The 15,377-nt window shown below is 36.6% G+C and carries 8 protein-coding genes; 4 read left to right on the forward strand and 4 right to left on the reverse strand.

The features are described from left to right. The first annotated feature begins 7 nt into the window (after positions 1-7). Positions 8-1,009, forward strand: coding sequence for a type I glyceraldehyde-3-phosphate dehydrogenase (gap, locus tag LUA91_RS11875; RefSeq protein WP_231426267.1), 1,002 nt, complete (start codon positions 8-10; stop codon positions 1,007-1,009). 668 nt (positions 1,010-1,677) lie between these two features. On the opposite strand, the gene LUA91_RS11880 is transcribed toward gap, so the two are convergent. Beyond that, positions 1,678-2,004, reverse strand: a complete 327-nt coding sequence (locus LUA91_RS11880) for an RNA polymerase sigma factor (protein ID WP_231426268.1) — start codon at positions 2,002-2,004, stop codon at positions 1,678-1,680. A gap of 195 nt (positions 2,005-2,199) precedes the next feature. Between LUA91_RS11880 and LUA91_RS20770 the strand changes: the two genes are divergently transcribed. Both LUA91_RS20770 and LUA91_RS11885 read left to right on the forward strand, forming a co-directional pair. Beyond that, the gene (locus tag LUA91_RS20770; protein WP_370633630.1) at positions 2,200-2,535 is read left to right on the forward strand and encodes a DUF6660 family protein; all 336 of its coding nucleotides are present in this window, start codon (positions 2,200-2,202) and stop codon (positions 2,533-2,535) included. Between the two features lie 49 nt (positions 2,536-2,584). Next, complete coding sequence (locus LUA91_RS11885; RefSeq protein ID WP_231426269.1) at positions 2,585-4,774, forward strand: TonB-dependent receptor; 2,190 nt, start codon at positions 2,585-2,587, stop codon at positions 4,772-4,774. 160 nt (positions 4,775-4,934) lie between these two features. Here the strand turns inward: LUA91_RS11885 and glgB are convergent, their stop codons facing one another. The 3 genes from glgB to LUA91_RS11900 form a co-directional block, all read right to left on the reverse strand. Beyond that, complete coding sequence (gene glgB / locus LUA91_RS11890; protein WP_231426270.1) at positions 4,935-6,899, reverse strand: 1,4-alpha-glucan branching protein GlgB; 1,965 nt, start codon at positions 6,897-6,899, stop codon at positions 4,935-4,937. A gap of 119 nt (positions 6,900-7,018) precedes the next feature. Next, positions 7,019-9,481, reverse strand: coding sequence for a glycoside hydrolase family 31 protein (locus LUA91_RS11895; RefSeq protein ID WP_231426271.1), 2,463 nt, complete (start codon positions 9,479-9,481; stop codon positions 7,019-7,021). A gap of 325 nt (positions 9,482-9,806) precedes the next feature. Continuing rightward, positions 9,807-12,740, reverse strand: a complete 2,934-nt coding sequence (locus tag LUA91_RS11900; protein ID WP_231426272.1) for a TonB-dependent receptor — start codon at positions 12,738-12,740, stop codon at positions 9,807-9,809. A gap of 201 nt (positions 12,741-12,941) precedes the next feature. Here LUA91_RS11900 and LUA91_RS11905 point away from each other — a divergent pair, with 201 nt between their 5' ends. Next, the gene (locus LUA91_RS11905) at positions 12,942-15,371 is read left to right on the forward strand and encodes a penicillin acylase family protein (protein ID WP_231426273.1); all 2,430 of its coding nucleotides are present in this window, start codon (positions 12,942-12,944) and stop codon (positions 15,369-15,371) included. Positions 15,372-15,377: the final 6 nt, after the last annotated feature.

Raw genomic sequence — 15,377 nt, forward strand, 5'->3', positions numbered from 1 at the left:
CAAAACAATGAGCAAAATTGGAATAAACGGCTTTGGCCGTATCGGCAGACTGGTTTTCAGAGCTGCACTTAAAAGAGGATTAGATATTGTAGCAATTAACGATTTAATTGAGCCAGATTACATGGCTTATATGTTAAAATATGATTCAACTCACGGCAAGTTTGATGGAACAATTGAAGTTGTTGATGGAAATTTAGTTGTTAATGGAAAAACAATCCGTGTAACAGCAGAAAGAAATCCAGCTGATTTAAAATGGGACGCTGTAGGTGTTGAAGTTGTAATCGAATCTACTGGATTATTTTTAACTCGTGCTGATGCAGAAAAACACATCGCTGCAGGTGCAAAAAAAGTAGTTTTCTCGGCTCCAGCTAAAGATGCTGATATCCCAACTTACGTTATGGGCGTTAACCACGATAAATTAACAGCAGATCAAACTATCGTTTCAAATGCATCATGTACTACAAACTGTTTAGCACCAATTGCTAAAGTGTTAAATGATAATTTCGGAATTGTAGAAGGTTTAATGAGTACTATTCACGCTGTAACTGCAACACAAAAAACTGTTGATGGCCCATCCGCAAAAGATTGGAGAGGTGGCCGTGGTGGTTTTTCTAACATCATTCCATCATCAACTGGTGCTGCTAAAGCTGTAGGTATGGTTCTTCCTGAATTAAAAGGAAAACTTACAGGTATGTCATTCCGTGTTCCTGTTGCCGATGTTTCTGTTGTTGATTTAACAGCCCGTTTAGAAAAACCAGCAACTTACGAGCAAATCAAAGCAGCTATGAAAGAAGCTTCTGAAGGTTATTTAAAAGGTGTTTTAGGTTACACAGAAGATGAAGTTGTTTCATCTGATTTTATTGGAAACGACCATGCCTCTATTTTTGATGCAGGTGCCGGTATTTCATTAAATGATAACTTTGTAAAAGTTGTTTCTTGGTACGATAACGAATGGGGTTACTCATCTGCACTGGCTAAATTCGTAGAATACTATGGTAGCTTGAAATAAAATTAAATAAATATTAAAATTAATAAGCGGCAATGTTTCATAACATTGGCCGCTTTTTCTATATAAAAACGTTTTTTACTAATAAATTAAAAAATATTTTACATGCATATTTGGTATTTAATTACCTAAAACTATACAATAAATAACAAAAACATCTAAAAAAGATAAATTTTAGGAAATAATCACGAATAAATACACTTAACAATCAATAATTTAGCATAAATGCAAGAATATAACTATTAAAAAATTCAGATTTAACAATTTCTTAACATATTTTAGCCATATATTTGCACTACAATCATTTTACATACCGCAATCGCTCAAAAAAGTAATTGTAAATAAAAAATGACAAAAAAAATACTTAAAAATTTCTTAGTGTATTTTTTACACTATGAAATTTTTTACTATATTTGTAGAGTAATAAACGGAACGATGTTTGTTTATAATAAAAAAGATAAAAACATCCTTTAAGAAACTAAGGTTTCGGATAGGATTTAAGACAAAGCCTGGCTCATAACAGGTTTATATTTGGTTAGAAAAAAAGGAGACGCTTGGATGAGGTCTCCTTTTTCTTTTACAAAGAAATTTTTAAAAAAATAAAATATACCAAAGCTTCAATTAAGACAGGATATATTAAAATTAAATAGAATAATTAATCGGAGATTTTACTATGAAGCAACTTTCGAAATATTAATATTTTTAGTTGCAATTTGATTTATCCAGGTAAATAGTTTGATCTTATTTTCATCATAAAGAGAAATGGTATTCCATACTTCAAGAAAAACACTTTCTAACACCATTGATGCTTTATTTTGTTCGCAAGAACTTCTCACTATAATACCATAAACAGCAGATGCATACTTTTGATAAAGTATTTTAAATGCAGCCTCATCTTTAGCCCGCAACCGATCTAAAAATATCTTTTGATCAGAGATCCAAACTTTAAGTTTTAAATCTGTTTCTTGATCGAGAATAAGTGGAGTAGACAGCTGCATTTTATAGGGTATGATATTTTCATAACATCATGCGGCCTATAATGTTCTGGTAATAACCACTGAATCAAACAACTAATTGGAATACAGCCCAAATGAGTAATTCTTCATAAACACCTTAATCTTTTTTGATCAGAAATAATTAATTCGTATTAAATGCAAAAACAAATTAAAGATGATTCGTACCTTTGCTACTGAATGAAGTTTTTGATTTATTTAATGAGTTTCTTAATCGTCAGTCTATCCTGCATCAACTGCGAGGATGTTATGGCAATGGTTAATAATCCAACTGAATTATCAATTTCTAACATAGAGAAGTCCAAAGGTCTTACAGATCAGGACAATTGTTCCCCTTTATGTACCTGTAATTGTTGCGGTCAGCTTTTATTGGCAAATGTGCCGATTTCAATACCAAAAACACTAAAAAGGTTAATTCCTGAAAAGGAATTAAAATATTATAGTAACCATTTTTTATCTAAATACACTCAAAATATCTGGCAACCGCCAAAATTGAATATTCATTTCATCGGGTAACCGATTATTTCAGGATTATATCCATTTATTCAATTTTATAAATACATTAATGCAAAAAATAATTTTATTGTTCTGCACAATTTTGTGCATTACAGGTGCGTACGCACAGAATTCACTTAAAATAATTGTTAAAAACAAAGAGACTAAATCTGTTTTGAGTGATGCAACTATTTTAGTTAAAAACACAAATATTGTAGTCAAAACTTTGACCGATGGCACAACATCGCTCAATAATATTCCGAATGGAAACCAAACGCTTATAATTAGAAATATTGGTTTCGAAGAACAACAACTCACACTTCTATTTCCTGTCAATCAAGAAAAGCCACTCGAAATTTTAATGGAAGAAGCCGACCAGGAATTGGAGGAAGTGATTGTGTCATCTACACGAACAAGCAGAACCATCCAAAATACACCAACACGGGTAGAAACCATTGAATTGGAAGAAATTGACGAAAAGAGCAACATGCGACCAGCAAATGTTTCTATGATTTTGCATGAAAGCACGGGAATTGCCGTACAGCAAACTTCGGCAACTAGTGCAAATGCCAGTATCAGAATACAGGGTTTGGATGGAAGATATACCCAACTGTTAAAAGATGGTTATGCCAGTTTTGGAAATTTTGCCAGTGGATTGAGCATTCTCGAAATCCCACCATTAGATTTGGCACAGGTAGAAATTATTAAAGGTCCTTCATCAACATTGTTCGGAGCTGGAGCCATTGCCGGTGTAGTTAATTTTATTTCTCGATCGCCAAGAGAAAAAGCAGATCTAAATTTCATCCTCAACCAATCTAACGTAGGCCAAACAAATATTGGCGCCTTTAGCATGCAAAGAGGAAAGAAATTTGGTTACAGCTTGCTTGCCCTTACCAATTTTCAGAAAGCTTACGATGTGGACAAAGATGATTTTACGGAACTGCCGAAAACCAAAGACTTCACCATTCATCCAAAACTTTTCATTTATCCAAATGATAAAGCAACCATTATAATTGGGAATGCCTTCACAAAAAGTGAAAGAACTGGCGGAGATATTTTTGTAATCAACAGCGGAGCAAATGCCAGTCATCGTTATTTTGAAGCTAATAATACCATTCGAAATACATCAACATTGGATTTCAGCTATAAAACGGCTGATCGAGATTTATTGAAAGTAAAAACCAGTTTTAATTACTTTAAAAGAGGAATAGAAATTCCCGACTACAGCTTCAATGGAATTAATTATAATTCGTACACCGACTTGAGTTATTTAAAAACCCTTAAAAATCAAAGCTTAATTTTTGGTGCGAATGTAGTTTACGATAAATTTTCAGAAAATGATCAACAGCCCACATTAAGGAAAGATTTCACGACAAAAACGGTAGGAGTTTATGCTCAACATACTTGGGATATTAGCGAAGCATTTAAATTAGAGAGTGGATTGCGAACAGATTTTGTAAATTATTTTAACAACAACTATAGCCAGAATGAAGTTTTTGTTCTCCCAAGAATCTCAGCTTTGTATAAATTTGATGACCATTGGAGTTCGAGAATTGGCGGTGGTTTAGGTTACAAAACCCCAACCCTTTTTACCGAACAAACGGAAACCTTTCAATACCAAAACCTGTTACCATTGGCTAATGTAAAAGCAGAAAGAAGTTATGGCGGAACTGCAGATGTTAATTTTAGAACCAATATTGGCGAAGATTGGGCAATTAGTTTCAATCAGATGTTTTTTTACACCCGAATCAACAATTCAACAATTCTGCTACAAGCCCTAAATGGCGATTTCTTTTTCTCAAATACAAAGGCTCCGGTAAGAAGTGTTGGTTTTGAAACCAACGCTAAACTGATTTTCCATGAAAATTTTAAACTTTTTGCCGGATATACCTTTACTGATGCAAAAGCAGATTACCTTTCAGTGATTCAAACCATCAGACTTTTGCCTAAAAATAAATTAAATCTGGCTCTGCTTTATGAAAAGGAAGGCAATTTTAAAATGGGATTGGAAGGTTATTTTACCGACAGACAGTTTTTATACAATAATCAACAAACCAATGCATTTTGGGAATTTGGCTTTATGGCGGAGAAAGTTTTTGGTAAAATATCTATTTTTATTAATGCAGAAAACTTCACCGATACGAGGCAAAGCCGATATAAAAGTGTTGTTAATGGCTCACACCTAAATCCTACTTTCGATGATATTTGGACACATACAGAAGGGAGAACCTTCAATGGCGGAATAAAATTAAAACTTTAAAAATTTATTTATAAAAATAAATCTTGCAAGTGCAAGGTGTTATTGTATCTTTGCACCCTCCTTGGAAGCTTCCACTCCAAGGATTAAGAAAGCCTTTCAGCAATGAGAGGCTTTTCTTATTTATACTCAAACACCCTTCGTTTGTTTCAATACGAAACTATTATTTGCTTTTAAGAACGATAACAGCAAGTGGTGGTAAGGTAATGTTGATAGAATATTCCTGTCTATTATAACCCTCTTTATTTGGAACAATGTCTCCCCTGTTATTGATACCACTACCATAATAAACAATATCGTCGGTATTGAATATTTCTTTCCATTTGGTTTTAAAAGGAACTCCAATACGATAATGTTCTCTAACTACTGGTGTTAGATTAATGGCAATAACCAATGTATCTTTCGCCTTTGGTCCTTTGCGCATAAAAATGAAAACAGATTCGTCCGCATTATCTGCATCTAACCATTCAAAACCTTCATATGTAAAGTTGAAGTGATACAATGCTGGTTCTTTTCTATATAAGAAATTTAATGCTTTAACAGTTTCCTGCATGCCTTTATGTGGAGCATATTGAAGCAAATGCCAATCGAGTGATTGTGTGAAATTCCATTCGTTGGTATCGCCAAATTCATTGCCCATAAACAAAAGCTTTGCGCCTGGGTGCGTAAACATATAGCCATAAAGCGCCCGAAGGTTTGCAAATTTCTGCCAATCATCACCTGGCATTTTATAAAGCATGGGCGATTTTCCATGTACTACTTCATCATGAGAAAAAGGCAGCATAAAATTCTCGGTAAAGGCATAAGTCATACTAAAACTTAACTGATGATGGTGGTGTTTTCTGCCCAAAGTATCCACTTTAAAATACTTTAAAGTGTCATTCATCCAACCCATCATCCATTTCATGCCGAATCCTAAACCACCTGCATGAACAGGATGTGTTACTCCAGGATAAGTGCTACTTTCTTCTGCAATGGTTTGAACACCTTCAAAATTACCATAAACTGCAACATTTAAATCTTGCAGAAACTGGATAGCACCAAAATTTTCTGGCCCGCCCTGATCGTTTGTTGCTGCATCTCCATCTTCTCTCGAAAAATTAAAATACAACATCGAAGCCACGGCATCAACCCGCAAGCCATCGGCATGGTATTGATCCAGCCAAAATATTGCATTACTAATTAAGAATGAGCGTACTTCAGGACGGTCGTAATTAAAAATATACGATTTCCAATCTGGATGAAAGCCCTTGCGCATATCTGCATGCTCGTACAAATGTGTTCCATCAAATTCGTAAAGTCCATGTCTATCTCCAGGGAAATGAGATGGTACCCAATCTAAAATAACAGCAATATTTGCTTTATGCAATTCATCAATGAGGTACATTAAACCTTGTGGTGAACCATAGCGAGAACTGGCACCAAAATATCCCGTAATCTGGTATCCCCAACTCGGAAAGAATGGAAATTCCATTACAGGCATTAGCTCTACATGGGTAAAACCCATTTCTTTAACATAAGAAACTAACCTTGGAGCAACTTCTCTTGCAGTTAAAACCCTTTCAGGATTACCAGGATCGCGTTCCCAAGAACCTAAATGCAGTTCATAAACTGATATCGGTTGATCGAGTGCATTCAGCTTAGGTCGTTTCGCCAACCACGATTTATCTTTCCAAATGTATTCGGTATTCCAAACAATTGATGCGGTTTGAGGAGGATGTTCCCATCGTCGGGCATAAGGATCACCCTTTAAATGTTCCGATTCATCAAATCCCTTAACAAAATATTTATACACTTCGCCTTTGGCCATACCAGGAAGAAAGCCTTCCCAAATACCCGATTTATCCCAGCGTTTATTTAATGGATGTGCAGTATTATTCCAATCATTGAAATCGCCAACGACACTTACTTTGGAAGCATTGGGTGCCCAAACGGCAAAATAGGTCCCTTCAGTTTTCTCTACATTAATGAGGTGTGACCCCATCTTTTCGTATAGCCTAAAATGCTTTCCAACCAAGAAAAGATCAATATCATATTCGGTAAACAAACTGTGCACCCAAACCGATTTACTGGTATCGGTTTTAAGCAAAGCTGTTTTTTTTTCTGAAACTTTTTTAGTTTTTGGCATGATGATTCTGGCTAGATGTTTTAGAGATACGAGAAATTAGAAATGTGATATTGATATCTCAAAAGATTAAAATAACAATTAGCCCCAAACACTAACGTAGCATTTAGGGCTTTTAATTTTTAGATACTTAAAATCTGTATCTCGGTAAAAGTTTTAAGACATTTGAAGTGTAGAACGTTCTGATCATCAGTATGGAAATCAGTTACTTCTTTATTATCCACTATAATTTTTTTCACCTGAAACTTAACACCCATTACATTACAAGCGTAAAATTCGTAGTTCGGGGTGTATAACCCTTCTATCCTTTGATTCACTTTCAATAATTGCTGATCGGCTTTTACTGTAAATTTTTTCTCCAAATAAATATCCTGCTCAAATGCAAAGGTATCGCCATGATCTTCGTACATATATGAATTTACTTCGTAATCACTTTGGTAAATGTTTAAAGTCACCTCTGTTATCGATTTCTCATCCACGTATTGCATCACCGGATATTCAGGAATTACCGAACCGGCTCTAACAAACATTGGCATGCTGTCGATTTTTGCCTCTACGGTATATTCGTTGCCACCTTCTAAAACCTCGTTAGTCCAGAAATTGTACCATGTTCCTTTAGGAAGATACACTTTTCTGGAGATTGCGCCTTGCTCCAGTACTGGGCAAATCAACAATTTATCGCCATAGCAAAACTCATCCTGACGGAAACTGTTGCTAATGTTTTCTTGCTCAAGCATTACCAAAGGTCTCAAAATAGGGAAACCGTAACGGTGATGTTCCCAGAAAACCGAGTATAGGTAAGGCATCATGCGGTAGCGCAACTCGATGAATTTACGGTTGATATCTTCAAAGAATTCGCCAAAACTCCAAGGTTCGCGTTCTGCAGTATCACCGGCAGAGTGTGCCCTCATAAATGGAGAAAACGTACCCAACTGAATCCAACGGGTGAACAATTCGCCATCAGGTTCTCCGCTAAAACCACCAATATCAGTTCCACAGAAAGGAACGCCAGAAACTGATAAACGCTGGCACTGAATGTTTCCAATTTTTAAATGTTCCCAAGTGGCGATGTTATCACCAGTCCACACACTTGCATAACGCTGCATACCCGAATAACCTGCACGGGTGATGGTGAACGGACGTTTATTGCGCATCAGTTTTTTCAAACCTTCGTAAGTTGAACGCACCATTTGCATGCCATAAACGTTGTGTGCCTTGCGGTGTGATCCACGATATCCATCATAATTATGGCGAACATCGTTAGGGAAAGTACCCGAACCAAAAACGGCAGGCTCGTTCATGTCGTTCCAGAAACCGGCAACGCCCATATCAACCAACTCCTCGTATAATTTACCCCACCATTTTCTTACTTTTGGATTGGTAAAATCAGGAAATTGGCAGCGTCCTGGCCATACATGCCCTTCCATAAAATAATCATCACTACGGCGACAGAAATATTTATTGTCTTTACCTTCTTTGAAAACCCAATAATCATCATCTACCTTGATTCCCGGATCGATCATTACAACCGTTTTAAAACCATCATCAGAAAGTTCTTTGATCATTCTGCGTGGATCGGGAAAATATTTTTTGTTCCAGGTGAAACAACGATAACCATCCATGTAATCAATATCCAGATAAATGGCATCGCATGGAATTTTACGGTCTCTGAATTGCTTTGCAACTTCTTTTACCTTGCTTTCTGGATAATAACTCCAACGGCATTGCTGATAACCTAAAGTCCATTTTGGTGGCATTGGGTGTGTGCCTGTTAAGCTAGCATAACGTTTAACCACATCCATAATATGCGGACCATGAATATAATAGTATTGCAATTCGCCTCCATCTGCCCAGAAACTGGTTTTGGAAACATCTTCTCCACCAAAATCGAAATACGATTTAAAAGTGTTATCGAAAAAGATTCCGTACGCAGCCTGATTGTGAAGGCCGATGTAAAATGGTATCGTTCTGTAAAGCGGATCTTGGTTCCAACCAAAAGAATATGCATCAGTATTCCAGTTCTCGAAACGGCGGCCACGCAAATTGAAATTACCAGATTTATCACCTAAGCCGAAAAAATTCTCTTCGGGATGGCATTTTTTAGTTGCATAAATGTAATAACCGCCAAAATCGGTATTCTCTTCCCAATGCATAGAATTTGCCTCATCAACCATCACCAGATTGGTAATATTATCAGAGAATGAAACGTGAAAATTGGCTTTTTCTATTTTACAGGTAACCGAATGGGTTGATACTGTGTAGTGATCTTCGTGCTCCTGCATTTTAAAAACAGCAACCTTTTGATCTACCTCCGGCACTGCGTAAGAAAAATCATCCAAGAAAACACCATGTGGCGCCAAGCGAACACGAATAATCTCGTCGCTTACCACACGAATTTCTACTTTAGCATCGCCATCGGAGAAATAAAAGCGGTTACCTTCCTTTTTTACTTTTTTAACTGTGCCAAGGTATTGTTTAACAATTGGCTTAACAGATATATCAACTGGATTATTTAAATGCTGTATTTCTTGTTCCTTCTCAATCAAATCACTCACCTCGTTCGTCTTGTCGGTATTCTCTTCCATCCTTGTTTGTTCAAAAAAAAATTAAATTATTAGGTCTTAAACTGGAATGTGCTTAAGAAAGTACTATAATACAAATATTTTATAAAAGAGGGGGATTAAATAATAAATAAAAGCCTTTGAAGGATCAGTAAGAAAGGCGAAAAGGTTTGGATATAAGTAACGGTCTGCAATTGCTAAAATTTATTTTGAGCAAAATAAATCTACTGCTTAACTTATCATTCCCGATTAATTCCTACAAAGCTGCTCCCATATATCATTACCTATAAAAAAGCCCTCATTACTTAGTAGGTAACAAGGGCTTCATGAAAGCGAATATAGTTAACTATTATGGGTTGTAAGAGAATCCTAAATAATAGATAGCACCTGCCGCCGGATTACCGTAAGAAGTGATGTAATATTTGTTCATCACGTTAGAGCCACCCAATTTAATAGATGATTTAACTGAAGGGATTTTATAACTCACTTGCGCATCTAAAGAACTGTAAGCTGGTACTTCTCCCGATGCAAATGACGAATTCCAATAGAATTTATCTTGCCAACGGTAAGACAAATTAAAGCCTATGTTTTTAACGATCTCTTTGTTTCCGAAACCAAGGTTATAACGAACCTTAGGTGTATTGAAATCGTTGATATAATTCACTGGAAGATCGCCAATTTGGTTGTAAGATACGTTTCCGCTAAAATTATAGTTACCTACGAGATAATCTAATCCTAAGGCCGCACCGTAAGAGCTTACTTCACCTTCTGCATTTACCGGCACACCAAATTTCACAAACGTTGGACTGGCCAATGTGCCTACATTTTGGTAAACATCAACAGCCGTAATAAAATCTTTGTAAATATTATAGTAACCGTAAGCATCAATTAATAAGTTTGGAAGGATCAATCCTTTGTAACCTAACTCATAAGATTGTACACTTTCCGGACGAACGCCTCTTGCATCGAAAGTATATTGTTGCAATAAAGCAGGGTTAGGTGTGCCTGTTGCAGCAGAAGCCAAGAAAGCACGATAACTAATATCCGTAAAGGGTTTATTGGTATTCAAATTGTATTTACCAAACATAATTTCTGGCAAACCACCAATTAAACGTTGCGATCCTCCACCAACTGATAAATCGATATATTGATTTTGTGTGGTTGGATTACGATAACCTGTTTGATATGAAGCCCTGATGTTGTTATTTTTAGCTACTGTGAAAACTCCAGTAATACGTGGTGTAAAACGGCCTTCAAAATTCATACTTTTATCGTAACGACCAGCAAAAGTAAATTTCACTTTATCGTTAAATAATTTCTTACCGATTTGAGCGAAAGCGCCATATTCATTAATATCAATTGAATTGGTTAAATCGTTAAAAATTGTTCCAGCTGAATTTAAATCGTACAAACGATATGAAGCACCAACCTGAAATTCTACTACATTATTAAAGGCATTTGTAAAATTATACATTCCTTCATAGTGATAAAGGTTAGATTTATCATCGAATTTGGCACCGTAAACACTTTGAGATGGATTGGCAGAGTTAATCGCTGTTGCACTGATCGTAGTGTTCATGATGTTTTGCTTCGCAGTTTCAAACTGAGGGCTTCCTGGTTCAAATCTACCTTGATTAGCCACACCTCTTGCAGTTACGTGTGCTGCAGCATCACTTTGTCCTGCTGCTCTTGCACCTACATAATTCCCAATATACTGTGGAAACCAGGTAGTTGATGCTTTTGAAACCTCATTAATGTAACTTCCTAAAATAGAAGAAATGTATGAATCACCCGAACGTTCTTGTGTAGTGTATCCTTTAATTGAGAAATCCTGTCCTTTAACCTCTAATTTGTACTGACCAATGTTGAAATTACGCAACGAATAACGATCGGAACCCGTGTAAACCGATGTTCCTGTTCCCCAATTGGCTTGTGCAACCGCTTGGATGGTATTCGTAATATTGTAATACATTGCTCCAGAAGCTTTTAATGATTTAGTATCATAATCTACCAGATCACGCTCATTATAACCTGTTCTTGATACGTTTTGATCAGGAATCAAATTTGCTTTTAATCCCACATAAAAAGGAAGATAATTTTGTACTGCTGGACGTAAAGCAGCTGGCAAACCAGCTAAAAAACCTGCTTGTTGTGCTGCGTTAGGAATAGCTGCTCCAAAAGCACCATCCATTAAAGCTTTAATGTTAGGTATGGCGCCACCTGAACCTGCATTAATACCCGATATGGTTGCATTTTGAACACTCAAGGCCACGTTACGCATATTTTGACTCACTTCATCGCCGTAAATATTGATACCATCATAATTGGTATCGCTGTTTCTGTCGCCAGCCTTGAACATCCTTGCATTACGATCAAAGTTAGAATAGTTGGTACCCATCCAATCCTTAGCCTGTAAAAATGAAAAAGCCGCTTTAACTCCAAATTTATTATTCCATGATTTCCCCAAACGAACATCCAGTTGGTTAAATGGTTGTACGCTGCTGTTATCATCGTTTACATGGTTTATGCCTGTTTTGTATTGAAAACTAGCACCTTGATATTTGAACGGATCTTTAGAAGTCATCAATAACGTACCATTAATACCGCCAGCGCCATATAAAGCAGATGAAGCTCCAGGTAAAAGTTCTACATTATCTACATCAAGCTCGGTGATACCTACGATATTACCAACAGAAAAGTTTAAGCCTGGTGCCTGGTTATCCATTCCATCAATATATTGATTAAAACGGGTATTTCCATTTGAGTTAAAGCCACGAGTGTTGATGGATTTAAATGTTAAACTTTGCATGCTACTTTCTACACCTTTCATGTTGTTCAAGGCATCATAAAAAGATGGTGCAGCAATTTCTCTAATCGATGCGGCACTCATACGTTCAATAGAAACTGGCGATTCAAGAATACGTTCTGGTGTTCTCGAAGCAGAAACTACTACATCGCCACCAAGGGTTACCGCAGCTTCCAGTTCGATATTAATTCCAGCGGTGTTTCCGGTAACTTGGCGCTCTACTGTACCATAGCCAACATACGAAGCCACTAATGTAAAAGGTACTTTTGCAGCGGTACTGAACGAAAAACTACCATCGCTTGAAGATGCCGTACCACCAGTTTGCCCTTTAACGGTTACACTTACGCCAGCAAGTCCCTCTTTTGATTGCTTATCTTTAACGGTTCCACTAACCGTGATGTTCTGTGCCTGTGCCACAAGATTTATTGCAAACACTAAAAATAACACATACAAGATCTGTGTAAATTTTCTACTCATAAATGATTAATTTTTGGTTAGTTGTATTATTAGTTAGGATAAACTTAAATGCTTTTTTCGAATTAAACAAATTATGTTTGCATAATAATTTCAATTCATTTTATAATTTGGATTGATAGTCAGTTTGTTGTATTTTCATTTAATTAAAATCAGCATTTTACATTAACTTAGTAACCTGATGTTTTCAGCTAACCATTATTTATGAATAAAATTAAAGCTCTATTCTGTGTAATTATTCCCATAGCACTCGCCTTTTTATTTAATACAAAAATTGGACAAAATCCACCGCTGTTAAAGTTTTTGAATCCGTTTATGGGTTTTTGGCAAAATGCTGAGAACAATCATTTTATGTTTAACCATAAAGCAAAAATTAAAGGTGCAAAAGATAAAATCGAAATCGTTTTTGATGATAGAATGATCCCGCATATTTTTGCTCAAAACGATTACGATCTTTATTTGGCGCAAGGTTACGTAACTGCCATGCATCGCCTCTGGCAAATGGACTTTCAAACCCGTTTCGCTGCAGGAAGAATAAGTGAAGTGGTGGGAGAAAAAGCGATTGAAGTAGACCGTTACCAACGCAGAATGGGCATGGTGTATGGCGCTGAAAATTCTTTAAAAGGAATGATGGCCGACCCAAAGGCCAAAGAAATGATTTTAGCTTATACAGAAGGAATCAATGCATACATTAAAACACTTTCACACTCCAATTATCCATTGGAATATAAACTATTGGATTTTAAGCCCGAAAATTGGACACCAGTAAAATGTGCGCTGCTGTTAAAGCAAATGTCAGCGGTTTTGGCTATGGGTTCTGATGAATTTTACATGACCAACATCTTGAAAAAATTCGGTCCTGATGTTACTAAAGATCTTTTCCCTGATTATCCTTTTAAAGAAGATCCAATTATTCCTGTAGGAACAAAGTGGGATTTTTCTCCGCTTCCAGTTCCTAAAACACCTCAAAGTTTTACCGATGCCACCACCGGTAATGTTAAAACCAAAGAAAAAATTGAAGGCATTGGCAGTAACAACTGGGCATTATCTGGCGCTAAAACAGCATCTGGCTATCCAATTTTAGCTAACGATCCACATCTGGATTTAACGCTTCCTTCTATCTGGTACCAAATCCAATTGCATGCGCCTGGTGTAAATACCTATGGCGTTTCTTTACCTGGTGCGCCAGGAGTAATTATTGGTTTTAACCAAAAAATTGCCTGGGGTGTAACCAATGTGGCTGCAGATGTGCTCGATTTCTATCAGATAAAATTTAAAGATTCATCTCATAACGAATATTGGTACAATAACAAATGGAATAAAACCACCAAACGACTGGAAAATATCAAAATCCGTGGCAGTAAAGATGAGATTGACACTGTTTATTATACTCACCATGGTCCGGTTGTTTATTTTCAGAAATCTAAATACGGCAGGGCCGATAATGTACCTGTTGGCGATGCATTGAGGTGGATTGCACACGATCAATCAAATGAGTTGATGACTTTTTATTACCTCAATCGGGGCAGTAATTACAACGATTACCGCAAAGCATTAACGTATTATACTGCACCCGCACAGAATTTTGTATTTGCTAGTATTGATAATGATATCGCCATTACACCAAACGGTAAATTCCCGCTGAAATGGAAACAACAGGGAAAATTTATTTTAGATGGAACTGATCCAGCTTATGATTGGCAGGGATGGATTCCAGCGGCTCAAAACCCGACTGTTAAAAATCCGCCACGTGGCTTTGTTAGTTCGGCCAATCAATCATCTACAGATACCACTTATCCGTATTATATCAATTGGGAGTTCGCTCCCTATGAAAGAGGGAAAAGAATCAATGATCGTTTGGGCGCCATGAGCAAAGCAACTATGGATAGTATTAGGTTAATGCAAACTGATAACTACAGCATATTGGCTCAAAATGTATTGCCAGCCATTGTGCCTTTATTAAATACCGAGAGCTTGAATGCGACTCAAAAGGAAGCCTTAAGCTATGTAAATAAGTGGAGCAAACGCTATGATGCCGATGAAATTGCCGCCAGCGTTTTCGAAATATGGACCAAACGTTTATCGTATAATATTTGGAATGATGAGTTTGTGGTAAAAGGCATACCGATGCGTTATCCATCGAGAGACCGAACCGTAGAAATGATTGTGAAACAGCCAAATGCAAAATGGTATGATAATGTAAACACCACTCAAAAAGAAACGCTTTCTGATCTGGTAAACGAAGCCTTTAAATATAGTTGTGATAGTTTGGAACGTAGATTCGGGCCAATTAACAAAGATTGGAGATGGAGCAATGTAAAAAAAACCAACGTTCCACATTTGGCAAAAATCCCTGGTTTTGGATCAAAAGTACTGCAAATTGGTGGCGCAAAAAGTACTATCAATGCCATTAGCGAAACCAACGGTCCATCGTGGCGAATGGTTATCGAATTAGGTAAAACGCCCAAAGGGCATGGCGTTTATCCTGGCGGACAATCAGGTAATCCTGGAAGTAAATTTTATGATAACATGGTTGATACCTGGGCCAATGGTCAATTATACGATCTGTTTTATATGCAATCACCTGATGATAAATCAGGTAAAATAATTTCTCGTTTAAAAATTTCTAAATAGTTTAAA

Origin of the sequence: Pedobacter sp. Leaf250 (assembly GCF_920984735.1) — a bacterium.
Taxonomy (GTDB): domain Bacteria; phylum Bacteroidota; class Bacteroidia; order Sphingobacteriales; family Sphingobacteriaceae; genus Pedobacter.

Bases quoted from the DNA above. Each gene is read 5' to 3' on its own strand.
- gap (WP_231426267.1), top strand. From the start codon at position 8: ATGAGCAAAATTGGAATAAACGGCTTTGGCCGTATCGGCAGACTGGTT.
- LUA91_RS11880 (WP_231426268.1), bottom strand. From the start codon at position 2,004: ATGCAGCTGTCTACTCCACTTATTCTCGATCAAGAAACAGATTTAAAA.
- LUA91_RS20770 (WP_370633630.1), top strand. From the start codon at position 2,200: ATGAAGTTTTTGATTTATTTAATGAGTTTCTTAATCGTCAGTCTATCC.
- LUA91_RS11885 (WP_231426269.1), top strand. From the start codon at position 2,585: ATGCAAAAAATAATTTTATTGTTCTGCACAATTTTGTGCATTACAGGT.
- glgB (WP_231426270.1), bottom strand. From the start codon at position 6,899: ATGCCAAAAACTAAAAAAGTTTCAGAAAAAAAAACAGCTTTGCTTAAA.
- LUA91_RS11895 (WP_231426271.1), bottom strand. From the start codon at position 9,481: ATGGAAGAGAATACCGACAAGACGAACGAGGTGAGTGATTTGATTGAG.
- LUA91_RS11900 (WP_231426272.1), bottom strand. From the start codon at position 12,740: ATGAGTAGAAAATTTACACAGATCTTGTATGTGTTATTTTTAGTGTTT.
- LUA91_RS11905 (WP_231426273.1), top strand. From the start codon at position 12,942: ATGAATAAAATTAAAGCTCTATTCTGTGTAATTATTCCCATAGCACTC.